Source organism: Rufibacter ruber, from assembly GCF_001647275.1.
Classification (GTDB): domain Bacteria; phylum Bacteroidota; class Bacteroidia; order Cytophagales; family Hymenobacteraceae; genus Nibribacter; species Nibribacter ruber_C.
The window spans coordinates 1-22,995 of record NZ_LRMM01000066.1 but is presented as its reverse complement, the minus strand read 5'-3'; the positions used below and the strand labels follow the sequence as shown (position 1 = coordinate 22,995).

The window sequence follows — 22,995 nt, the reverse complement described above, 5'->3', positions numbered from 1 at the left end:
TCAACAGCTGAAAAGTTGGTAAAGTTAAAATAAAACTATGTCAGCAGAGGAGCAGAAGCATTTGCAGTCATGAATTTTTATAAGTATTTTTCTCGATAAGTCTCTAGTAAAGCTATGATGTTAAAGAATGATTAGTTTCATACCAAGTAAGTCTCATAGCAAAATATTGAAGGATAACTTATACAGAGCGATACTCAAAATAAATGGCAAAAAGAAAAAAAAGGATTAAAGAAGGCAAAGGCTGGATAGATATTCTACATTATAATTCTAAGAAAAAAAGAGAAACACAACTTAAGTCAACCTTAGCATGGCTAGACTTTAGTGCAATTTCATCTTCACTAAAGAAGATCTATGACTCAAAACTATTGAGAAACATATATCTTTCTCAATACACAAATACGCAGATCGTTAATACAGGCAGAGGCAAAATACTTTACATGCCTGATGCAGAAAAAGAAATACGATGGTCTAGTGCAATACTATTATTATTCAGTGAAAGTATTAGCGACAGCATTAGCCAAGAGGAAAATCTAAGCCGTGCCATTCTTGAAGGCTTAACTAAAGATATCTCTTCGTCTTTAGATTATTTAAAAACACACTGTAATTCTTTTACATTTTTAGAGCTCAACTTTTTATTACATGAACAAGTCTCTGGCAACAAGGGGAGAATAGAACTTTTTGAATTTTTAGCTGAAAACAAAGCTTCAAGCACGATTTTATCATTAGCGCACTTTGCTAGTCAAAGAGCAGATAGAGACTTGAATATTTTTCAATACAGGAGTTCAGTTACAAACACCTTAAATAGTAATAAAAACAGACTATCAGAAGATGATAAACAGTTTTATAAACTCAAATTTGACAAGTACAATATCAAAGAACTAACTATAGTCAATAAAATATTATCAAAAAATCAAATAATCTCTCCTTTTGACCTCTTTAAAACAATTGTGACATCTACAAGATGCTTTTTAGAATTGAAAGATGATGAAAATCTAAATCTTTTAAAGGGTTGCTGGAAATATATTAAGAAGTTAAATTCCAAATTTGCCTCATCTGAACTAAAAACAATTTCAGCGATATACGATCCAACTACAATAACGAAACTATCAGAAAGAGACCTTGTACTAAATAAGCTAGATGAATTATTTAGATCCGGAAAGTATGAAGATTGCCTATCGACAATAGAAAAGAACAATATCTTAATAAATAATGCTTTTATTACTCATATAATAAAAGTAAAATGTAAGATAAAATTAGATAGGCCTTTTTACAAAGAAGAAAATCCACGCTTAATAAGTTCTATAGAAACTAACCTTAGAGACTTATTCTCTTTCAATAACCAGTATTCTTTAGCTAAAGAAAATTTAAGAAAAATCTCTTACAACCTCCAATGCCTGTCTATTGGAGGAGAAATTAACAGCTATTTAGAAAATTGGTTTAATGATAGTAATGAGGATAAAGACACTTCCAGAAGTCTGTATTTATGGTCTTCAACATTACATCCATTTATAGCACTGGCAGCAGATAATATTGAGAAATCAAAAGATATATTGTCAAATCTACATAGAACTGGTGCCTCTAGAATCTTAATTGACTTAGCAAGAGTAGAACTATCAGAAGAATTAGAAGATATTAGCATTTTAGACAAGCTTGATAGTCTAAACAAAACTTTAACAACTGCTAAGCTATATAAGATCAAAAGCGAATGGGTAAAAGTTTTTGAAGTCTTAGATTATGCTATAGAAAATACTCAAATAGCTTTTGAGCTAGAGGAGCTTATGCTCTTTAAATACGATTCGCTTGTAGATGGAAATTATTTAAACGAAAGCATAGAGTTTTATTTGAAATGTTTCACCCACGACCCTCGATATGTTGAAAGGTTCAATACAAAGAAGGTTAAATCAATAATTAAAAAAGGTAAGTTTAGAAACGTTTCAGCTAAAATAGTTCTTCCAATATTTTACTTTTTAAGCAATGCAGATGATTATGAAGTTTACACCTCATATTCTGTATTCCTTAAAAGCCTAAAAGTGAACAAACCCGTTGACTTCATTAATAGGTATTCATCTTTAAAGGACAGCAACAGAGAAGAATATATTGCTTTCCTCCATAGAATCTGTGTTCCTGAAATAATGAAACACTCTATCCACTTTTATTCATCTGATGAGAAATTTATTGAAAGGATAACAATTCTTAATCATTTAATAGAAATCGATGCCGCCAATTCGGATGAATATAAAAAAGAATTGGATGAGCTTTCACAACAGATTGTTATTCAGCAGGGGCTTAAAGAAATAGATGAAAGCAAAATATTTGTAAATGAAAGAGGAATACTCTCTCAAGAACTTAAAGGAATTGATGCTAATTTTTCAAAATATGTATCACTTGGAGAGATGAATATAAAAGGCAAAATATTGAAATTGTTGCAAATGAACCCTGATGCCTCAGTTTCAATAGTTTCGCTAAAAGAGGGTAAAATTGTTGATGAAAAATTAGAATATTCAGACGATCCTCAATATGATATGTTTGTTTACTTATTCTATGAGATACGCGAGAAATTCCTTTTAAGCAAGTATGGCCTAGTTGCATACCTTAGCACTAGAATAAGACATGGAGTTCTTTTAGGTCAGCTCAGGACTCAATTTTCTAGAAACAATTTAGTTAGTCAGTTCTCAGAAGAAATCAATGATTACTTACCTATAACTTTCTGGACAAATAAAATAAATAGCTTTGACCCTACATTACACGTCCCCGTTCAAAAAGCGTTTTCTAACTTCTCAAGAAAAATAGATGAAATAATTAATAAGTTACTCACTACGTATTTGCAAATTGAAACAGAGCAAGAAAAATCAGACTCCCTATTCAACTATTATTTTGATGACAACCATACATACAGCCTGTTCTCCACGAGAATGCGTGACATCAGACAACTTAACAAGTTTTTAGGTGAAGTAACTGACGAACTTTGGCGTAGAACTGATGAAAACTTAGAAAAAGTAAGGCACTTGATTAATGGGCAGATCAAACAAGAATTTTTAGATGCCATTGAAACTCTAGAGACAAATCTCTCCAATCATTTACCTAAACTTTTTTTCCAAGACCTATATAATAACATAGCATCAAGCCAAACACAAGTTCAAACAGATCTAGGAAAAGTTAGTAGATGGTTTTTCAGATCCAATCGAACGGTAGGAGATTTTTCTATAGAAAAGTCAATTGATTTAGCCCTTCACAACACAAATTCATCTACCAGAGGAGATAAATTAACAGTTATTAAAAGCATTCAATATTTTAATAATTTAAAAGGGGAATTTTTGCTATTTTTTGTAGACCTATTTAGAATATTTTTTGAAAATATAATTCTTTATAACTCAAATAATGAGGAATTGATTTGCTTTTTATCAGTTACAAAACACAATTCCACAATTGAAATAAATATTTCAAACAAACTCAGTCCTAATATTAACAAAGAAGAGTTTAGGACTATTCTGGAAAAAACCAGCAAGTTGTATTCTACTGATGAAGGAATAACTCAAGCTCAAAAGGATAAAAAATCAGGGTTTGCAAAAGCGTTTAGAACTGTCCGGTTTGATTTAAAAAACGACAAAAATAGTATTGATTTCAATATTGATGAAATGGATAACTTTAATTCAAAAATTTTAATAAACATAAGCAACCTCGAAAATGAAGAAGGTAGCAATAATTGAAGACAGGGAAGACAAGGCTCAACAATTGATCCAATTCCTAAAGGAAGATTTTGAGTCATTTGAAGTCCGCCACTTTAGTTCATATATAAGCGGGTTAAGAGAAATCATTCTCAATCCAACCTATGACCTCTTATTATTAGATATGAGTATGCCAAATTATGACATATCATCAGCAGACCCAGGCGGTGATTTCATCCCATTAGCAGGCAAGCATATATTAAATGAATTGGCTTTAGAAGACTCTAATATATCTGTTATAGTAGTAACTCAGTATGGTGGCTTTGACGGCGTATCAATTTCAGAACTTCATAAACAATTCGTGTTAGAATTTAACCCGAACTACAAGGGAATAGTTTACTACAGTGCTGACAAAACATCATGGAAAATAAATTTAAAATCATTAATTAACGAGGTGTTATGATTAGAATCCTGATAGCTGATGACACACAGGATAAAATAGATTCTATTATTAATTTTATTGAATCTGTTGCACCTCTCCATCTACTCACTATTGATATTGCTAAAAGTATAGTTAGCGCACGTCGCTTTTTATCTTACCATGATTATGATCTTCTTATACTAGATTTAGTTTTACCTTTAGAAGACAATGGAGAAGCTCTTCCTAATAATTCTACTGGTTTCCTAGAGCAAATTTCTGATTCTCCTTTATTAAACCCGCCATCCTATATTGTTGGGCTTACAGCATATAACGATCTCAAAGCAGAATACGAGAAATATTTTCACAATGAGAATACTCATCTTATTGAATATTCTCCTCAGTCTACTGAATGGCAATCAAAACTTAAAAAGTTTATTTTCAACATTGCTAGATCAAATAAACTTTTGACCAATCCTTCTTTTCATTATGACATTGCCATTGTTACTGCTTTAGCAAAGCCAGAATTAGAGGCGGTATTAAACGAGCTGGACGAGTGGGAGCCAATTCGTATGCCTAATGATACGACTCTTTATCACACTGCTACTATAATCAATGAACATGGCACATTCAAGGTTGTTGCAGCGTCCCCAGATGATATGGGAATGGTGCCTATGGCTGTATTCTGCACTAAGCTTATACAACATTTCAGGCCCAAAACAATATTTATGGCTGGCATTGCAGCAGGTGTAAGAGGAGAAAATAACATTGGCGATATTTTAGTTGCAAGTCAACTTTTTGATGGAGCAGCTGGCAAAGTGTCGACAGCTGATAATAATATGCCTCTGTTCAAGCCAGATCCCCATTATTTAGTTCTTGAGCCCTCCTTAAGAACATTGTTTTCCCAGTTCAAAACAAAAACTGCTGATTTGTTCACTATAATGAACAATTACAAAGGGCTTAAACCTCAAACTCTTTTAAATATACATATAGATTCGATGGTTACCGTATCTAGTGTAATTCAATTTGCGCCTACCATAGAGGACTATAAGTCCCGGCAAAGGAAGCTAATCGGATTAGAAATGGAAGGTTATGGTTTATTTTATGCCTGTTCAAACTCCCTTCAACCTCGGCCATTCGCAATACTTATTAAAAGTGTTTGTGATTTTGGTGATTCATTCAAAGAGAGTTCTTACCAGCCGTATGCTTCATACACTAGCGCATCCTTTCTTTTCCATTTTATAAATACTTCCCTGATTCCTAGTGGGTTTCTATCATCCATGTGAACACACAGCCAGGAATTAAGATTTGCATAAAAAATGGGGGTAGGTAGTTGAAGCCACTAAAGCGCAGCTTCAACTACCTACCCCCTTATCTGCCTCCTTCGTTCTTAAAAAGCTATCTTTAAAGTTACTTTAAGAAAACCTATTCTTTCAAGGCCACTTCTGATTCACTCAGTAAGACTTTGCAGGCTAAAGAACTTCTCCTCTTAGCTTACCAATAAGTTCATTAAAGAATTCACTCATTGCTTTTAAAATCGAGTGCCTTTAAAAACTTGTTACTCTATTGTTACTTGCAAAGCAAAAACGCCTTGTAAGTTCTTGACTTACAAGGCGTTAATTCTTAGTTTAGGTAGCGGGAACAGGACTCGAACCTGTGACCTTTGGGTTATGAGCCCAACGAGCTACCAACTGCTCCATCCCGCACTGTTATTGTGATACAAAAGTAGTACCTTTTCTCTTATACTCCAAATGGTTTTGCAAAGTTTTTCAAAAAACAGGCTAAAAACGCCCGGTAATCCCGAAATGAATCTTCCCCCGCTGCAGGCTGAACCCCTCCTGCGCCGTGCGCCCCACCGAGTAAACTAGCTGAAACACACCGGCTCCCGTTGAAAAACTGATCCCGCCGCCCACACCGCTGGCCCACTGATATTTTTTTTCATTTTTTACGTCCCGCCGCAAGTATCCCTGATCATACAACAGGAAAACATAAGATTCCTCCCCCGTGTACAGGCGATACTCCAGTGTACTGATGGCGTAAGAAGAGGCGTAAAAGGAATAATCATCAAAGCCCCTGATAGATGCCAAACCGCCCAGGCGGAACAGCTCATTTAAATAAAGCCGCTGGTTCACCAGTGCCTCAGACTTCAGCCGCGTCAGTACCACCCCATTTTTAGACATGGGCCAGTAGCGCTCCACCCGCCCCGCCACCGACAGTTGCGTACTACGCATCTGCAGCGTATCATAGTAGCTGGCTTCTACCCGCGCGTTGCGTTGCACCCGCTTGGTGCCCACCGCCCCCTGAAAGAACGCCTGCATGCCCCTTCTGGGGAAAAACAGATCATCCAGAGAATTCCACGCATAAGAAAGCCCATAGGAGGTAAAATTAGCATCAATGGCCGTGGAGTCTGACCGCCGCTGCCGCAGCGCAGTTGGGGAGAGCAGCTGGGAGCTGAGCACCTCGGCAAAAAACGTGAGACGACTGGTGGTAGAGAGCGGGTAGGCAATCTCAACCCTCGGTCTGAGGTTCAGGAACGACGTATCTTGCTTGTACAGGTGAAAGAGGGTGGCCACTTCAAACGGCGTAGAGAAAATATGCGGGTGCCTGTATTCCACATCCAGCAGCTGCGAATTCTGGTCTACCTTGCGCCAGTGCAGGCCAATCTGCTTCCCGCTGCCCCGCAGGTTGCGCACCTGCAGGTTCACCTCACCCGTGATGAGCAGTTTATTTTCGTTGGAGTTGGGGTCTGGCAGAAAACCGATGATCCCGTCAAACTGGTTGGCTTTTTTTTCATCCAGCAGAAAATAGAGGCGGGCTTTGTTCTGGGCAAAGGCTACCTGCGGCTCGCCCGCCACCCGCACAAACGGCAGCTGCCGCAGTGCCCGCATGGCCGCCTCAATGCGCTGCTGCGAGTAAGGCTGCCCCGGAAACAGCTGCGTGTAACGGTACAGCGCCCGCTGCTGCAACCTACTGGTGCCCACCATCTGCACAGAATCTATCAAGATCAACGGGCCTTTCTCCACCCGCAGCACCCCTTGCAATGAGTCATTGTACAGCCGCAAAGAATCAAGTTTCACCGCCGCAAACGGGTAGCCCGCATTCTCCGCTTCGCGAAGCAAGGCCTGCTGCAGCTTGGCAAACTCGGCGGGCTTGAAGGGCGAACCGTTGTAGAGTTTCTCCCTGAAACCCACCCGCTCCAGCAGTCCTTCGCCCACGTTGCCGTTGCGCAGATACGCCCAATGGTACGGCCTCCCAGCGTGCACATGCACCCACAGCGAGTCGTTCCGGCGCACCGTGCTGTCAACAGAGGCGGTGAGGTAACCGTCTTCCTGCACCCGCAGCAGCCAGTTCTGCAGTTCCTGCAGTCGGCCTAGAGAATCCTGGGGAAGGGTTTTGGGCTGGTACCGCCGCCACACCTTGGCCTGCGCAGGATCTGGGCTTACCACCTGCACCGCCCGCTTGTCCTGCGCCTGCGCCCAACCGCTCAGCCACAGCAGCCCCCAAAGCAACAGCACAATTGTGTACCTTTGCCGCAGGAACTTCTGGCGCAGACGGGAACTCAGCAATAGAATCATTGTTTCTAAAGTACGGCAAGCCGATGGATTTTCAGGCACCGCCCATTTCTTTTCAGTAAACGCTCCTTAAACCATAAACGCATTTTGGCTGGTATCTATCTTCATATTCCTTTCTGTAAACAAGCCTGCCACTACTGCGACTTCCACTTCAGTACGTCAATGGGCATGAAAGAGGCGGTGCTGAACGCCATGCAGCAGGAACTCCTCCTACAGAAAGACTACCTCAACGGTGAGCCCATCAACACCATTTACTTCGGTGGCGGTACGCCCTCCATTCTTGAGGTAACTGAGCTGAACGCGCTGTTGGAGTCTATTTATAAACTGCACCAGGTTTCGGCCACGGCCGAAATCACCCTGGAAGCCAACCCAGACGACCTTACCCCTGAGAAACTGCAGGCACTGCGGCAGACGCCCGTGAACAGGCTGAGTATTGGGATACAGTCGTTCCATAACCCGCACCTGCAGCTCATGAACCGTCCGCACACCGCCACTGAGGCCGAAGACTGCGTGCGCCTGGCGCAGGATCTGGGCTTTGACAATATCTCCATAGACCTCATCTACGGCATTCCCGCTCTAGATTCTTTACTCTGGGAGCAGGACCTGGCCCGCGCCTTCGCGCTGCAGGTGCAGCACCTTTCCTGCTACGCCCTGACCATTGAACCCAACACCGTGTTCGGGCACCGCGTACGCAAAGGCAAATTCTCGCCCGCCGACGAGGAACGCGTAGCCCAGCAGTTTGAGCTGCTCATGACGCAGGCCCACGCCCACGGCTTCCTGCACTATGAGATCTCCAACTTCTGCCAGCCTGGCTTTGAGAGCAGACACAACAGCAGCTACTGGAAACAGGTGCCGTACCTGGGCATTGGCCCCAGCGCCCACTCCTTCAATGGCCAGAGCCGCCAGTTCAACCTTGCCAACAACCCCAAATACGCACAGGGGCTGGAGGCGGGGCAACTGCCCTGCACGGTAGAAGCGCTCACCGTAGAAGACCGCGTGAACGAGTACGTGATGACTACCCTGCGCACCAGCTGGGGCTGTGACACCAACTATATTCAGGAAAAGTGGGGCATTGACCTGCGCACGCTGCACGCACCGTACCTGCAGAAAATAAAAGACCAGGGGCTGCTGCAGGAGGAGCAAGGAATTCTGCTGCTCACAGAGGCAGGCAAGCTGCTGGCAGATGAAATTGCGTTAGACCTTTTCCTGCTGCAGGAAGAGGCGTAGCCTCACAAGTTGGGCATTCCTGTTTCTAGTCTGTTTTTCAGAAAACAGACTGGAAACAGAAACTCCTGCTTTAGTCTTTCCTGCACACTTCCCTTCTTGCAAGACAGACTCTCTTTCAGTCTGGTAATCTCTCTGTTTCATTCTAACTTGGAACTGGAATGGCTGAAGTTTTGAACTTCAGTGAGGCGATAGCCTCAAAATTTGCAATGACGGGAGTTGCTTTGTGGGTTAATCTTGGCTCCAGGCAAGAGTTCAACGGCCCTACTCCTTGTAGGGAGAAAGCTGTTAGCTTCTACTATCAACAACTTTGCTCTTCTGGCCTTGTAATCTGGCAGTATGCATTCAAGGGAATTACAACCTCTGTTAAGACCTTTTTGATCTGCCAGCGTCGCGAATTACAAATCTGCAGGCGCCCAAGTTTGGGATTGCAAATCCTGCACAGCCGACAGCCCTGTTTTTGGCCTACTTTTCAGAAAACAGGCTAAAAACAGACATAACATTACCACCAAGCTTTTCCACGCATTCCGGCCCCCTTTGAAGGGGGTAGGAAGATGATTACTCGTGCAGAGTTAAGCATTCCCGAGGCTCCTTTCTTTCGTCCTGCTAATATTAGCAGTTACATCTTCTACGGCCTTTGTCATCCCCCCACCCCCTTCAAAGGGGGACGGATGCGTACAAAGGATATGGGAAATGATGACTATTAATAGGAGAATCTGCAGATGATCGCATTCACCATCTACAGAACTTTTACACCTGTTTTCGGCCTGTTTTTCAGAAAACAGCTCCAAAACGCACCCCTACCGTTCTGATCGCGTTTTGGCGGTGGTTAAACAATTTACCGTTTCAGAAGTACTACCTTGGGGCTTTCGTTTAGACCATGAAGAAGTTTATGCTGATTTTTCTTTCCATCATAGCCGCGTTGGCGGTAGGCATTACGCTGTTTGTGTGGTTTGCCCCGCAGTTTGGCGCCGCAGCGCACGGGCAGAGCCTGGAACGCATCCAGAAATCACCGCAGTACCGTGACGGCAAGTTCCAGAACATTTCCCCCACCCCCATGATGGGGGAGCAGTCCCTGACAGAGAAAGTAAAGATCTTTGCCAAATTTCTGGGGGGCGTAGAAGGGGCTACGCCCGAAGATGAGTTGCCGCAGGTGAAACTGACGCCCGCAGATTTTCCGGCACCGTCTGCCTCAGAGATAAAAGTCACGTGGTTTGGGCACTCGGCGGTGCTGCTGGAGGTGGGCGGTAAGCGCATTTTTGCTGATCCCATGCTGGGGCAGCGGGCGTCGCCGGTGTCGTTTATTGGTTCTAAGCGCTTTAATAAGGAGCTGCCCATTGCCATGGAGAACCTTCCGGCGCTGGACGTGGTGCTGCTTTCGCATGACCATTATGACCACCTGGACCACGGCTCCATCAAAAAACTGATGGGCAAGACCCGCCATTTCTTTGTGCCGCTGGGCGTGGCGGCGCACCTGGTGAAATGGGGCGTGGCCAAAGAGAAAATCACCGAGCTGGACTGGTGGGAGACGGCCCAGTTTGAGGGGCTGTTTCTAGCCGCCGCCCCCGCCCGCCATTTTTCGGGCCGCGGCCTCACTGACCGTGACCAGACCCTCTGGTGCTCCTGGGTGGTGAAAGCCGGAGAGCAGTCTGTCTACTTTGGCGGGGACTCGGGCTATGACCGGCATTTTAAGCAGATTGGGGAGAAGTACGGCCCGTTTGACCTCACCATGCTGGAGTGCGGCCAGTACAACGAGGCCTGGAAATACATTCACATGATGCCCGAGGAGACGGCCCAGGCGCACTTGGACTTAAAAGGGAAGGTACTGATGCCTACCCACTGGGGGGCCTTCTCGCTGGCGTTGCACCACTGGAAGGAACCCATCAAACGGTTGACCAAAGCGGCCGCCCGGCAACACATTCAACTGGCCACGCCCCTAATGGGGCAGCGGTGGCGGGTGGGGCAGGAACTGCCTACCCAGCAATGGTGGAAACCGCTGCAGTAGCATTTCTGTTTTGGGGCTGTTTTCCTGAAAACACCCCCAAAACAGAAACCATATCCTGAGAGACAGAACCTCGTATTACTACGCACAGGCTGCTGCTGCTGCTGCTGTACATTGTTTTGTTTCTCAACGCCTATGCTCTTAGCTGAAAGTATTCCGTACCGGTACATCTTTAACATGGTGAAAGTAGATGTGCTGCGGGTGTTTCTCTTCTCCCTCTCGTTTCACATCATAAAGCTTATCTGGGCAGACGACTGGCCCCCGGTGCCGTCTGCGTTGCCCTCGGTGCTGGGCACGGGCATTTCGCTGCTGCTGGCATTCAACCTGAACCAGTCTTATGAGCGCTGGTGGGAGGCCCGTATTGTCTGGGGCGCCATTGTCAATGACTCCCGCTCGCTCCTGCTGGAGCTCAAGGCGTATATCTCCCCTGAAAAAATGGAGGACCCCTCTATCATGGCCACTTTCAGAAAGATTGGGTTCCGGCAGATTGCCTGGTGCTACAGTCTGGGGCAGAGCCTCAGAAAAGAAGACGCCACCGCCCATCTGCACCAGTTTCTGCCTGAGCAGGAGTTGGCGTACATCCAGGACAAGATGAACAAGCCGCTGTCTCTGCAGGTGCTGCACATGCAGGACCTGAACCAGCTGTTCCAGCACCAGGCGCTCAACCAGATGCAGCAGACGCAGGTAGCCAGCACGGTGGTGCGGCTGGTAGACTCCATGGGCAAGGCAGAACGCATCAACACCACGGTCTTTCCGGCCACGTACAGCATGTTCATTCACTTCTTCATTTACCTGTTTCTGGTGATTCTCTCGGTGACGCTGGTAGAGGCCATTGGTATTTATGAGATACCGGTGCTAACGGCGGTGGCTTCTACCTTCTTTCTGGTGGAAAAAACCGCCCGGCACATACAAGACCCGTTCCGGAACAAACCCACTGACACCCCGGTCACCGCCATTGCCCGCACCATTGAGATCAACCTCAAGCAGATCTTAGACGAGAAAGAGGTGCCCCAACCGCTCCAGCCAGACGGCTATTTCCTGATGTAACCCCTTTCGGCAGTAATCACTCCGGCGGCTAACGCCGAAACGGGAGATGCGTTTTTTTGCTGTTTTATGAAAAACAGGCCAAAAACGCATCTTCATGTAAACTAACCGTTTACTGTTATGGCAAAGCACCTTCACCCCGGCACTTCCGTCTCCGCCCCTGATTTCAAACCCCGCAAACGCGTTTCCCTCACGTGGCCTGGGTTTGCCAGCCTTGTCCTTCTGCTGCTGGGCGCCGCCTTCTACTTTTACCAAACCGGCCGGCCTGCTGTGCAATCACCCCCCCAGGTTCTGGAGCCTGCGGGTGCTGTACCCCCCTTACCAGACCACCCCGGTTTCCCAACCTCGGCAGACCTGGCCTGGCACCCTCTGTTTGCACCACTCACAGGCACGTCGGCAGATTCTCTGGAAGAGCCGTAAGAACCGCACGGGCTGGCTGAGAAGGGGCGGCGACCCCGGGTTTGGGTGACTTGGAAAGTAAAGCGGTTCTCAGCATCTTTACCGCTCGCAACTTTTCAATTTGCCCATGCGCCCACGCTTCCTACTCCACGTTTTCGCCCTTCTCCTCCTTTTTACGGCCAGCCAGTGCACTTCCAGCCAAACCGCTCTGGTTAAACCGCAAGACCCGCGCCTGGCGTACATGGGCCGGGTGGGGAAGCCATCGCCGGAGGCGGCGGAACTCTACTGGTCAGGGACCTCTGTGAAGCTGAACTTTGAGGGGACAGACGTGCAGGCGCGGCTCAAAGACAACACGGGCAACAGCTATTACCAGGTGGTACTTGACGGGGACACGGTGGGGATCATTCAGCCAGACACGGCTTCCAGGCTTTTCACCCTGGCCCGTCAGGTAAAGCGGGGCCAGCACACGGTTGAGTTGTTCAAGCGCACTGAGTGGGACAAAGGCACCACCACCTTCTATGGCTTTGAGCTGGGGAAAGGCGGCAAAGCGTTACCCCCATCGGCCAAGCCGAAGAGGAGCATTGAATTTTACGGGAACTCCATCACCGCCGGCTACGCGGTGCATGACTACTCGGGCAAAGATTCTCCGCTGGGGCTGAACACAGACAATTACCTCAGCTATGCCGCCCGCACCGCCCGCCATTTCAATGCAGACTATACCTGCGTGTGCAAAAGCGGCATTGGCATTCTGGTGAGCTGGGGGCCAATCATCATGCCTGAGATCTTTGACCGCCTCAACCCGTCTGACCCGGCCAGCAAGTGGGACTTTACCCAAAAGCAGCCCGATGTGGTGGTGGTCAACCTCTTCCAGAATGATTCCTGGCTGGTGAACCGGCCGGAGCATGAGCAGTTCAAGCGTAGGTTTGGCAATGAGAAACCAACAGAGCGGCAGATCATTACCGCTTATCAGAACTTTGTCAAAAGTATCAGGGCCAGGTACCCCAACGCCCACATCATTGCCATGCTGGGCAATATGGACATAACCCGCCAAGGCTCCCCCTGGCCAGGTTATGTGGAGCAGGCGGTGGCGGGGCTGCAGGACAAGAACGTCTATACCCTCTTCGCGCCCTACAAAGATACGCCCGGCCACCCGCGGGTAGAGGAGCAGCAGGCCATGGCAGAGCAGCTGATCCGGTTTATTGAGAAGAATATTGAGTGGTAGGTGTTAGAGGCATTTAATGCAAAGCTTCACCTAAAGAAAGCCAAGCTCCCAGCTGGTTTCCCCTTCCACTGAAAAAACACACCAAAAACAACTTCTTCTTTTCCTAACTTCTGGAGAATATTGCACCATGAAACAGGCACTGCGAGAGAACGAACTCTTTGAGAACCTTGACTACGCCAGCCAGGGCATCACGGGGCGGGAGTTTGAGGAATGCACCTTTAGGAACTGTGATTTCTCTAACGCCAACTTCTCCAACTTCAGCTTTACAGACTGCGCGTTTGAGAACTGCAATTTGAGCAACCTCAGACTGAGCCACGCCAAACTACAGGATGTGCGGTTCACCAACTGTAAACTATTGGGCGTTGATTTCAGCACCTGCCATGATTTTCTGCTGAGCGTGCAATTCACCGGCTGCTCTCTGGATCTGGCCTTCTTTGGGAAGCGGAACTTCAAAAAAACCGTGTTTGACAGCTGCAGCATCAAAGAGGCCAATTTCACAGAGACCGACCTGACTGAGGCGGCTTTCCTGAACTGTAACCTAAACGGCGCCGTTTTCCAGCGCACCAATCTGGAGAAAGCCAACTTGTTGACCGCCGTGAACTATGCCCTGGACCCCGAGGTGAACCGGATCAAGAAAGCAAAGTTTTCTGCGCAGGGCGCATTGGGCCTGTTGGCGAAGTATGATATTGTGATCAAGTAACCCAGCCAACGCATTTCCTGTTTTGGGCTTATTTTTAGGAAAACAGGTCCAAAACGCACAGAACTGCACCATGAACCTTTTAGAACATTACACCTGTCTGTGGGAAGAGACAGAAGCCCAGTTCACAGCGGGTCACTTTGAACTTGACCCGCTGCTGGATTCTCCCCATGATTCCCGGAGGGGACTTACGGTATTGATTCGTCCCGGCGCAGAAGTGAAGGCGCGGCTGCGGCAATTTCTACAGGAGCTGGCGCAGCTGGAGCCGGCGCAGTACTACTATCCCGCCTCTGACATCCACATCACCTTGCTGTCCATTATTTCCTGCTATCCGGGATTTCAGCTGGGGCAGATCAACCTGGCGCCATATAGCCATCTGGTGCAGCAGGCGCTGCAGGGCGTTTCACCTTTTCAGGTGGAATTCACGGGCATGACCGCCTCGCCGTCTTGCGTGATGGTGCAGGGCTTTCCGCTGGGGGAGCAGCTCAACCAACTGCGGAACAACCTGAGAACAGCTTTCCAGGCCTCAGGGCTGCAGCAGTCCATTGACCAGCGGTACGCCATCCAGACGGCACACAGTACGGTGGTCCGGTTCAGGAAACCCCTACAGCAGCCGCAGCAGTTTCTGGAAAAGCTGCGGGAGTACCGGCACCAGGCGTTTGGCAGCTGTGTGGTGCGGGAGGTGGAGCTGGTGTACCATGACTGGTACCAGCGGCAGGAGAACACGCAGGTGCTGGGCAGGTTCTCCCTGTAGAGCGTTTTCTGTTTTCGGGCTGTTTTTCAGAAAACAGGCCCAAAACGCACCTCCCCGCCAGAAAGGAACCAGGTGCGCCTCCTTTCTTCCGCCAGAGCGGAAAATATCCCTTATCTTTAAGGAGTGACACCTGCGCCGCAGCTTTAGTGTAAAGACCATGTTTTCCTTTTTCCGGCAGCCGTACCCGCTCAATGAGCTCACCCTTTCCAGAAGCCTGTTCCTGTCTTTCCTGTTTGGGGGCATCATTGCGTTCAGCCTGATTGTGTTCCAGCCGTTTGGGTCTTATAACTGGCATGACCCGTCTAAGAATCTGATCCTGGGTGGCTACGGCGGGGTGGCGGCGCTGTCTGTGTTTCTGAACTTCTATGCGTTTAGAAAACTGCTGCCCACCCTGTTCACCGAAACCCGCTGGACGGTAGGCAGGGAAATCTTCTGGAACCTGGGCCATTTTTCTACGGCCGGCTTTCTCTGCACGGCCTACGGCGCGGCGGTGGGCGTGATGTCTTTTTCACTGGCGCAAGTCACGTACATGACCTTGATCGCCTTCTTGATGGGCATTGTGCCGGCCGTGCTGCTGGTGCTGCTCAACTACGTGTTCATGCTGCAGAAGTACAAGCCCTTGGCCCCGCCAGCCAAGCCAGAGCCGGTGCTTACCGTCCAACCGGTGGCCACCCCGCTCCTCACCCTCACCGCCGAAAACGACAGAGACACCTTCTCCCTGCCCCTCCAGGACCTGCTCTTTATTGAAGCCGATGACAATTACTGCACCGTCTATTTTCTGGACAACGGCAAGCCGAACAAAAAGCTCCTGCGCAGCAGCCTCAGCCGCCTGGAGAATCAGATTGCCACTGACAAAGTGGTGCGCTGCCACCGCTCCTATCTGGTGAACCTGCAGCAGGTGACCCAGGTGAGCGGCAACGCGCAGGGGTACAAACTGCACTTTGAGCAGATAGAGCTGGCGGTGCCGGTGGCGAGGTCCTCCTCCAGCGTGGTGAAGTCGGCTTTTGCGGCGGCCTAACCACCCCAAGCCCTTTCCCGTTCACCCCAAAACCCGCCTGCTGCCCCAAAAACGCGGTTGTTCACCCCATTGGCCAGCGGCGCATTTCTGGGCGCCCTACTTTTGACGAAAACCAGTCAACACCCCTTCGTCATGAAAAAAACCCTGAAAAGAATCGCCCTTTTTCTTCTGCTCACCCCTCTGGTACTCCTCCTTTTGGGTGTCATTGCCTACGGTATCTATGCGCTAACCGCCGTGGGCGGGGAGAGCACCCCGCACCAAACGTATCTACAGCAGCACCAGCAGGAAGTGACCTTTACAGAAGATACGCCCTTCCCCCTCTTTGACAGCGCCTTCTACCAAAAGCAGATCATTCTCTTAGGCGAATCACACGGCACCGCCACCCCACAGGAGCTGGACTTCGCCCTGCTGAAGCACCTGAACCAGAAAGTGGGCCTGCGGCATTACCTGGCCGAAGTAGATTACAGCCAGGCTGCGCTCCTGAACCAGTACCTGCAAACCGGCAATGAAGAGCGGCTGCGCTTTGTGTTCCAGTTCTGGGCCCGCCACAACGCCCAGTGGGGCAACCAGGAGTTCTACAACAAGATCAAAAAAATCAGAGCCCTCAACCAAACCCTGCCCCCGCACCGCCAGATCTGGTTCTTAGGCGTTGACCGAATTCAGGACACAGACGCACTGCACCGCCACCTGCGGGAACTGATAACGCAACTCCCCGCCAAACCGGAAGACACCACTACAGCACGCCTAAAACAGATGGCGGCGGCAGACACCCTAGACACAGATGCGCTCGTCCGTACTGCCGCCCAGTTCCTTTCCTCCCGCGCCCAGGACACGGCTAATTTTGATTTGAGGCACACGTTGCAGAACGTGGTGTACCTGCAAGACAAAATCAAGCGAGACAGCGTGATGTACCTGAACCTGCAGACCTTGGTACAGCAGAAAGGCTTGGAGCGGGAGAAACTGTACGGCATGTGGGGCATCTTCCATACTATTCCGGTACGGGTGCAGCGGGGCGTGCCGTTTGCCTATCTGCTGCAGGGTGACACTTCCCCCTTCAAAGGCAAGGCCGTGTCTATTGGCGTGTACACCGTGGAGAGCGAGAGCATGATGCCCGCCGCAGCGTTACCAGCGGCTATCAACAAAGGCCAGCGCTACGTGAACACCACGTGGGCAAACCAGGACGGCCCGCTGGTGTTTGTGAACGGGATCAAAGACCTGAAAGCGGTTTCCCGGGGCCATGTGTCCCTCTTCAAAACCGATGCCGCCCATTCGCCTTACCGCACCTCCCCGCGCCTGGCCAGCTTCAAGACGCTGTTCCCCGGCCAGAGCATTGAATTTGCGGGAGCGAATCCTCGTGTGGCTACTATCTTCCCGTACATCTGCCTGGTGAAGAACTCCAAGGCGCTTACGCCGGTGAAGTGGTAAAATCAGTGGCAGAAAAGCGGTGGCATTAAAACTCTTTCTGTTGCCCACTATGCCCTGGAAGTTACTCCCCAACCAAAAAATTGGGGAGTAACTTCCAGGGCATAGAATGTTTCCTGGGGAATGCTGCCATACATCAGGCCCTTTCACTTTTGCCATCCAGAAAGGGACTTAGGGAACAGCGGGCCAACTAGAAAAACACCTGCTCTACCATTCGCCACCAAGATTCTTTACAGAATGGCAATAGGAAGGCTGAGGTTGCCATTCGTGCATAAGATTCTTTTCAGAACAACAGGATCATGCGGTACGCTTGACCACCAATTCATTAAGAGAAGGGAAAGGCACGGGCAAAGAAAACATCTTGCTTGCGCCTTTTCCTGTTTTTGGCCTATTTTCGTAAAAACAGCTCTAAAACGCCCGCCATGCTTGCACCTACCGCCACCCTTACCTTTAGAAACAGAAACTACACCTTTGACCCGTTGCAGCCGCTGGATATCTCCCTGCCGCTGGCGGCGGGGCCGGAAAACATAAACTGCTTCTGGGCGGAGCCGGTGCAGGTGGAGACCATCACCGTTGGCGATTTTGTGGGCAGCGTGGCCGCAGGGGGCGCAACCAACTACCAGCGCGTACACCTCACCCCGCACGGCAACGGCACCCACACCGAATGCTACGGCCACATCTCGCCAGATCCCGCCGCTACACTGGATCAATGCCTGCGCCGTTTCCTGTTTGTGGCACAGGTGGTAACCGTAGCACCGCGGCGGCAGGAAAACGGGGATCTCATGGTGATGGCCAATGACGTGCTGGCGAAGGTAGAGGGCACGCATTTACCGGAGGCGTTGGTGCTTCGTACGCTCCCAAATTCAGAGGCGAAACGCACCGCCCACTACTCGGGCACCAACCCTGCGTACCTAGAGCCCGCTTTGGCGCAATTCCTAGCAGAAAACCAAATAGAGCATTTGCTACTGGACCTGCCCTCTGTTGACCGCGAGGAAGACGGGGGAGCCTTATTGGCACACCGTGCGTTTTGGCAGTACCCGGCGGCTGTTCGTACCAACGCCACCATTACAGAGTTGATTTTTGTACCAGATGCGGTGGCAGACGGGTTGTTCCTGCTGAATTTACAGGTGACCAGCCTGGTGCTGGATGCCAGCCCAAGCAGACCTGTCTTATATGCATTGGCTCCGGCTGCCGCTGCTCCCGCACCTACTGTGTTCTTCTCTGAGGCCCCGCATTAAACCTTCGCTTTCCTCCGGTTATTTTGCTGGTGGTGGTGGTGGTGGTGGTGGTGGTGGTGGTATGAGTAGTCCGCTTTCACCAACTCTCTCCCGTTGCCGGAAGGCGGAATAAGTGGTCTGTTGTTCCTTTTGGGCGATGTGTTGTCTGTTGTTCCTTTGGCTGTGGCGCTTAATGCAGCAGTGGTAGTGCGTAGTCTGCTGTTCCCTTTGCTGGGCAGTTGGATGCAGTACCGTTGTTTTAGGAATGCGTAGTCCGCTGCTCCCTTGGGTCTCCCGTTTGCTCCGGTGCCTCACTCACTGTACTGTTTCATCTCTTCCGCTAAGCGCTCACGGCCGCGGGGCCCGTCCTGGCGGTGAGCACTGCTGTTAAAACTAGGCCCTCCGGCCTTGCCGCTAAAGCGGCACCGTATTAACAGAGGCGCTCACCCCCAGGACTGGTTTGGGTTCCTTTCCTGATCAGCCTCACTGGTTATGTCTGCCTCTGCAGGTAACCGCTGCTGATCCGCTAGCCTGAGGCGAGCCCGTGCTGCGCACATCAGTCAGAGCAAAAGTGCTAAAAAGGAGTACCACCAGTAGAAGGGTTGATTGTTCATTGTTGTTTGTTTGTTTACTTATTGCTGCTTGTTTGCCGCTTTCTCTGGTTCAAGTTTCCAACTTGGACCTATAATGTCGGAAGCTTTCAGCTTCCATGGGGCGGCCGCCTCACATGACCTCTGCCATCTATAGCTCCCGCTTCTGCCCTCCTATGGCGCGGAAGTTACTTCCGTGCCTTCTAACTCCAGCTGATACTCCCGCGCTGGCACGGGTCCCCAGAATCGTGCCTACTGATGACGGCCGGTCTCTGGCTGCCCTCGCGGCACGGCAGCGAAACCAGGCATTGCTGCTTCGTTCGTCCTGAATCTCCTAAGGGAAAAAGAAAGGACTCAGGACTCACTTTGATACTCCCCCTTTGAAGGGGGCGAAGGGGATGTGACACAGGAGGACACGCATTGCTGATCACCCTCTTTTTTGCGCATATCGTTGAGTTCTGCCAAGCATCGCGCTCTTCCGGATTTGCAATCCGGAAGCTGGTACACGGGGATTTGCAATCCCCGCGGCGGCACGTTTAATCTGCAGGCGCCGCAGATTACAAATCCGCAGGTACTAGGCCCAGAATTACAAATCCCGGACAGCTGAGGGATACGTAGGCCAGATGTACGGTCACCCGCCATTTGCCCCGCGCATGCCAGACAACTCCCCCCGGGAGGGGCTGGGGTGGGTCTTACGCGTGGCATGTTGTTTTCCCAAACTAAGCCCCAATCTCATTCGTGACTCAAGACTCAGGACTACTACCAGCCCCCGCTGCGTCTTTCAGACCTGCGAGGGTTTACGCCAAGACCCTCTGCTGGATCAAGATGCTTCCTTTTCCGCGAGGGGGAACACCGTTTTCCTGTTTTGGGGCTGTTTTCTGGAAAACAGCCCCAAAACAGGAAAGGCTCTACCGGTTACCAGTAGAGCCTTTCCTGTCTGCACAGCAGTTTTTACCGCTTATAAATAAAATCCTGGAGTTCACGTTTGCTGCTGGTGAACTCCAGGGCTTCTAGCACCCGGGGGAACTCGCGGCGGTCGCAGACAAACTGATAGGCGTATTTTGCCAGGGCTACGCGGCGGTCTTCAAAGCTCAGGGCCTTCATGAGGTGGAAAAGGTCTTCGGTCATGATGCTGCCGGCTAGTCTTATTTCGCCTTTGGCGATCTCCAGGCGACGGTCATCAAAGCCTTCGTCTTTCATAAAACGGAGGGTGCGGTCTACCTGGCGCTCGTCCATGGCCGAACGGCAGTCATCATACACGGGCCCCTGCACGGGCGGGACAGGGCGGTGCAGCGGCACCTCCTCTACTTTTCTTAGAATGAAGTTTCCTCTGCGGGCAGGCTCCAATACAAATACCGTTTCATACCCGTTGTGCAAGAACACTTCAGCCCTGATAGTCAAAGGTCTGCCTCTGCGCACCACCCGCACGTCTATCCAGTGCCTTCCGGCGGGCAAATCACCTACCGCCACGCGGTTAGAGGGAACGGTGTTGATGACGCGGGGGCCAATGGCGAGGTAGAACAGTTCCCCGCGCTGGCTTTCTACCAGAATGGCGGCGTCACGGGGTACCTGCGCCTGCACCAAACCAAGAAACAGGAAAAAGGCGATAATGGTAACGTATAGACGGTTCATAGCGGTAAGACTTAGATTTCTCTCTGTTGAGAAGCCAAATCCAAACATTGTGCCAACTCTATATAGAAAAAGAAAGCCGCAGCCGTTTTTGCCTGTTTTCAGAAAAACAGGCCAAAAACGGCTGCGGCTCCGCTAGATGAGTCTGCGGTTACCGCTTATCCCTGGTACTGGAATTCGCCGTAGGCGCTCTTGATGGTCAATTCATTGTGAGCACTGGCTTCTACGCGGCCAATAACCTGCGCCCCTAAGTTGAAAGAACCGGCAATGGCAATGAGATCAGCGGCAATGGCCTCCGGCACATACAGCTCCAGGCGGTGGCCCATGTTAAAGACCTTGTACATCTCCTGCCAGCTGGTGTTGCTCTGCTCCTGAATGAGTCTGAACAGCGGCGGCACGGCCAGCAGGTTGTCTTTGATGATGTGCACGTTCTGCGTGAAGTGCAGCACCTTGGTCTGCGCCCCGCCGCTGCAGTGCACCATGCCGTGCAGTTGGCTTCTGTAGTCTTTCAAGATGGCCTGCACCAGCGGTGCGTAGGTTCTGGTGGGCGACAATACCAGTTTGCCCACGGTCAAGCCGGTTTCTTCATTGATGTCTGTGAGCTTGCAGTTGCCCGAGTACACCAGGTTAGACGGCACGGCGGGATCAAAGCTCTCTGGGTAATTCTGGGCCAGGTAATTGGCGAACACGTCATGGCGGGCGCTGGTGAGGCCATTGCTGCCCATGCCGCCGTTGTACTCGGTTTCATAGGTGGTCTGCCCGTAAGACGCGAAGCCCACAATCACATCACCGGGCTGAATAGTGTGGTTGGAGATGACGTCGCGGCGTTTCATGCGGGCGGTCACGGTGCTGTCTACAATGATGGTGCGCACCAGATCCCCTACATCGGCGGTCTCGCCGCCGGTGCTGTAGATGCCAATGCCGTTGTCGCGCAGCATCTGCAGAACTTCCTCGGTTCCGTTGATGATGGCGGCAATGACCTCGCCGGGCACCAGGTTCTTGTTACGCCCAATGGTGCTGGAAAGCAGGATATTATCTGTCGCGCCCACACACAGCAGGTCATCGGTGTTCATGACAATGGCGTCCTGGGCTATGCCTTTCCAGACGGAAAGATCCCCAGTTTCACGCCAGTAAAGATAAGCTAGCGCCGATTTGGTACCGGCACCGTCGGCGTGCATGATGTTGCAGTAGTCGGGGTCGCCCACCAGCAGGTCCGGAATGATTTTGCAGAACGCTTGCGGGAACAGGCCTTTGTCAATGTTCTTGATGGCGTTGTGCACATCTTCTTTTGAGGCCGAAACGCCCCGCTGCAGGTACCGGTTTTCCATGGAATGGGTTGGTGGTTGGCGAAAACTGTTTTGGGCTTGTTTTCTGAAAAACAGGCCCAAAACGCGAAATCATGAATAACGGAGCAAAAATAAGAAAGCCTCCCGTTTCTGACGGGCTTTTTCTTCCGGTATTTCTGAAAAGGTGCGGTTATTTGAGCAGCTCCCTCCCCTGCTTCCGTCTCACAAAAGCGACAATGCCCCATACCGGCCCAAGCCCCAGCAGAAAGCCATGGAAGAATACCTGGAACTTGGAGGTATCCAGATTCCCTAGAAATGGAACATCCAAGAAGACGGTGGCTACGCCGATGGCGGTACAAATAATACCTGCGAGAAAGAGAAGGGGGCTTTTCATGTTCCAGAGGATGCTTGGCGGCGTATAAGTGATTGATCTTCAGCAAAAGGAACAGGTTTAGCCATGTAACGCGGGCTGTTGCCAATGTTATGAGGCTTGCTTCTGCCGTTGGAAGGTTCGCTTCGCTGTTCCCGGCGGGGCAGTCTGTTGCCATACGTGTTCTGCAGTTTCCTTGGCTGGGCTGTTGGATGCAGTGCCTCTGCTGCCTGTGGCAATGCGTGGTCTGCTGCTCCTCCTGGCAGCGGCTTTCCATCCCATGCGTAGTCTGTTATTGCCTTGGCTGCGGCGGGAAGGTGTAGTCCGTTTTTCCCTTGGCTAGTCTGCTTGACGCGGTGGTTTATTTACTGAGTTGTTTCATCTTTTCCGGTAAGCGCTCACGGCCGCGGGGCCCCGTCCTGGGGGTGAGCACTGCTGTTAAAACTAGGCCCTCCGGCCTTGCCGC

General features: G+C 49.7%; 17 protein-coding genes and 1 tRNA gene. 13 read left to right on the top strand and 5 right to left on the bottom strand.

Annotation, left to right across the window (positions count from 1 at the left end):
• Nucleotides 1-203 precede the first annotated feature (203 nt).
• Genes A8O25_RS18615 through A8O25_RS18605 form a run of 3 tightly spaced genes read left to right on the top strand, consistent with a single transcriptional unit; the run spans nt 204 to nt 5,369 of the window.
• On the top strand, nt 204-3,707 hold the full coding sequence (locus A8O25_RS18615; protein ID WP_066838146.1) for a hypothetical protein: 3,504 nt from the start codon (nt 204-206) through the stop codon (nt 3,705-3,707).
• Complete coding sequence (locus tag A8O25_RS18610; protein ID WP_066838135.1) at nt 3,685-4,128, top strand: DNA-binding transcriptional response regulator; 444 nt, start codon at nt 3,685-3,687, stop codon at nt 4,126-4,128. The genes A8O25_RS18615 and A8O25_RS18610 overlap by 23 nt, the downstream gene beginning before the upstream one ends.
• Nucleotides 4,125-5,369, top strand: coding sequence for a 5'-methylthioadenosine/S-adenosylhomocysteine nucleosidase family protein (locus tag A8O25_RS18605; RefSeq protein WP_066838132.1), 1,245 nt, complete (start codon nt 4,125-4,127; stop codon nt 5,367-5,369). The genes A8O25_RS18610 and A8O25_RS18605 overlap by 4 nt, the downstream gene beginning before the upstream one ends.
• A 347-nt stretch (nt 5,370-5,716) precedes the next feature.
• On the opposite strand, the gene A8O25_RS18600 is transcribed toward A8O25_RS18605, so the two are convergent.
• Together A8O25_RS18600 and A8O25_RS18595 are read right to left on the bottom strand one after the other, a co-directional pair.
• Nucleotides 5,717-5,789, bottom strand: a tRNA-Met gene (locus A8O25_RS18600).
• A gap of 75 nt (nt 5,790-5,864) precedes the next feature.
• Nucleotides 5,865-7,658, bottom strand: coding sequence for a BamA/OMP85 family outer membrane protein (locus A8O25_RS18595; protein WP_066838128.1), 1,794 nt, complete (start codon nt 7,656-7,658; stop codon nt 5,865-5,867).
• Nucleotides 7,659-7,742: 84 nt separating this feature from the next.
• Between A8O25_RS18595 and hemW the strand changes: the two genes are divergently transcribed.
• From hemW to A8O25_RS18540, 10 genes are all read left to right on the top strand, one after another.
• On the top strand, nt 7,743-8,882 hold the full coding sequence (gene hemW / locus A8O25_RS18590; protein ID WP_066838125.1) for a radical SAM family heme chaperone HemW: 1,140 nt from the start codon (nt 7,743-7,745) through the stop codon (nt 8,880-8,882).
• A gap of 877 nt (nt 8,883-9,759) precedes the next feature.
• Entirely contained in the window at nt 9,760-10,884 is a 1,125-nt protein-coding gene (locus A8O25_RS18580) for an MBL fold metallo-hydrolase (protein WP_082893751.1), read from the top strand.
• A 132-nt stretch (nt 10,885-11,016) separates the two neighbouring features.
• Nucleotides 11,017-11,928 (top strand): bestrophin family protein, encoded by a 912-nt coding sequence (locus A8O25_RS18575; RefSeq protein WP_066838120.1) that lies wholly within the window; start codon nt 11,017-11,019, stop codon nt 11,926-11,928.
• Between the two features lie 117 nt (nt 11,929-12,045).
• Complete coding sequence (locus A8O25_RS18570; RefSeq protein WP_066838118.1) at nt 12,046-12,345, top strand: hypothetical protein; 300 nt, start codon at nt 12,046-12,048, stop codon at nt 12,343-12,345.
• 106 nt (nt 12,346-12,451) lie between these two features.
• Complete coding sequence (locus tag A8O25_RS18565) at nt 12,452-13,546, top strand: SGNH/GDSL hydrolase family protein (protein WP_066838117.1); 1,095 nt, start codon at nt 12,452-12,454, stop codon at nt 13,544-13,546.
• 127 nt (nt 13,547-13,673) lie between these two features.
• Nucleotides 13,674-14,246, top strand: a complete 573-nt coding sequence (locus A8O25_RS18560) for a pentapeptide repeat-containing protein (RefSeq protein ID WP_066838115.1) — start codon at nt 13,674-13,676, stop codon at nt 14,244-14,246.
• A 70-nt stretch (nt 14,247-14,316) separates the two neighbouring features.
• Nucleotides 14,317-14,997 (top strand): 2'-5' RNA ligase family protein, encoded by a 681-nt coding sequence (locus tag A8O25_RS18555; protein ID WP_066838113.1) that lies wholly within the window; start codon nt 14,317-14,319, stop codon nt 14,995-14,997.
• A 157-nt stretch (nt 14,998-15,154) separates the two neighbouring features.
• Entirely contained in the window at nt 15,155-16,015 is an 861-nt protein-coding gene (locus A8O25_RS18550; RefSeq protein WP_066838111.1) for a LytTR family DNA-binding domain-containing protein, read from the top strand.
• A 132-nt stretch (nt 16,016-16,147) separates the two neighbouring features.
• Nucleotides 16,148-17,440, top strand: a complete 1,293-nt coding sequence (locus A8O25_RS18545) for a TraB/GumN family protein (protein ID WP_066838109.1) — start codon at nt 16,148-16,150, stop codon at nt 17,438-17,440.
• A gap of 419 nt (nt 17,441-17,859) precedes the next feature.
• Nucleotides 17,860-18,675 carry a cyclase family protein gene (locus A8O25_RS18540; RefSeq protein ID WP_066838184.1) on the top strand — a complete coding sequence of 272 codons (816 nt, stop codon included), beginning with the start codon at nt 17,860-17,862 and terminating at the stop codon, nt 18,673-18,675.
• Between the two features lie 1,520 nt (nt 18,676-20,195).
• On the opposite strand, the gene A8O25_RS18535 is transcribed toward A8O25_RS18540, so the two are convergent.
• The 3 genes from A8O25_RS18535 to A8O25_RS23320 all read right to left on the bottom strand — a co-directional run bounded on the left by A8O25_RS18535 (nt 20,196) and on the right by A8O25_RS23320 (nt 22,553).
• Complete coding sequence (locus A8O25_RS18535) at nt 20,196-20,876, bottom strand: proline and serine-rich protein 1 family protein (RefSeq protein WP_066838099.1); 681 nt, start codon at nt 20,874-20,876, stop codon at nt 20,196-20,198.
• Between the two features lie 155 nt (nt 20,877-21,031).
• On the bottom strand, nt 21,032-22,201 hold the full coding sequence (locus A8O25_RS18530; protein ID WP_066838096.1) for an AIR synthase related protein: 1,170 nt from the start codon (nt 22,199-22,201) through the stop codon (nt 21,032-21,034).
• Nucleotides 22,202-22,349: 148 nt separating this feature from the next.
• A complete protein-coding gene (locus A8O25_RS23320) occupies nt 22,350-22,553 on the bottom strand; it encodes a hypothetical protein (RefSeq protein ID WP_066838093.1) in 204 nt (67 codons plus the stop codon).
• Nucleotides 22,554-22,995: the final 442 nt, after the last annotated feature.

What these genes read in the sequence shown, in the direction of transcription:
- A8O25_RS18530 (WP_066838096.1), bottom strand. Translation starts at nt 22,201, where the DNA reads ATGGAAAACCGGTACCTGCAGCGGGGCGTTTCGGCCTCAAAAGAAGAT.
- A8O25_RS18575 (WP_066838120.1), top strand. Translation starts at nt 11,017, where the DNA reads ATGCTCTTAGCTGAAAGTATTCCGTACCGGTACATCTTTAACATGGTG.
- A8O25_RS18615 (WP_066838146.1), top strand. Translation starts at nt 204, where the DNA reads ATGGCAAAAAGAAAAAAAAGGATTAAAGAAGGCAAAGGCTGGATAGAT.
- A8O25_RS18595 (WP_066838128.1), bottom strand. Translation starts at nt 7,658, where the DNA reads ATGATTCTATTGCTGAGTTCCCGTCTGCGCCAGAAGTTCCTGCGGCAA.
- A8O25_RS18570 (WP_066838118.1), top strand. Translation starts at nt 12,046, where the DNA reads ATGGCAAAGCACCTTCACCCCGGCACTTCCGTCTCCGCCCCTGATTTC.
- A8O25_RS18605 (WP_066838132.1), top strand. Translation starts at nt 4,125, where the DNA reads ATGATTAGAATCCTGATAGCTGATGACACACAGGATAAAATAGATTCT.
- A8O25_RS23320 (WP_066838093.1), bottom strand. Translation starts at nt 22,553, where the DNA reads ATGAAAAGCCCCCTTCTCTTTCTCGCAGGTATTATTTGTACCGCCATC.
- A8O25_RS18580 (WP_082893751.1), top strand. Translation starts at nt 9,760, where the DNA reads ATGAAGAAGTTTATGCTGATTTTTCTTTCCATCATAGCCGCGTTGGCG.
- A8O25_RS18545 (WP_066838109.1), top strand. Translation starts at nt 16,148, where the DNA reads ATGAAAAAAACCCTGAAAAGAATCGCCCTTTTTCTTCTGCTCACCCCT.
- A8O25_RS18565 (WP_066838117.1), top strand. Translation starts at nt 12,452, where the DNA reads ATGCGCCCACGCTTCCTACTCCACGTTTTCGCCCTTCTCCTCCTTTTT.
- A8O25_RS18550 (WP_066838111.1), top strand. Translation starts at nt 15,155, where the DNA reads ATGTTTTCCTTTTTCCGGCAGCCGTACCCGCTCAATGAGCTCACCCTT.
- A8O25_RS18540 (WP_066838184.1), top strand. Translation starts at nt 17,860, where the DNA reads ATGCTTGCACCTACCGCCACCCTTACCTTTAGAAACAGAAACTACACC.
- A8O25_RS18560 (WP_066838115.1), top strand. Translation starts at nt 13,674, where the DNA reads ATGAAACAGGCACTGCGAGAGAACGAACTCTTTGAGAACCTTGACTAC.
- A8O25_RS18555 (WP_066838113.1), top strand. Translation starts at nt 14,317, where the DNA reads ATGAACCTTTTAGAACATTACACCTGTCTGTGGGAAGAGACAGAAGCC.
- A8O25_RS18610 (WP_066838135.1), top strand. Translation starts at nt 3,685, where the DNA reads ATGAAGAAGGTAGCAATAATTGAAGACAGGGAAGACAAGGCTCAACAA.
- A8O25_RS18535 (WP_066838099.1), bottom strand. Translation starts at nt 20,876, where the DNA reads ATGAACCGTCTATACGTTACCATTATCGCCTTTTTCCTGTTTCTTGGT.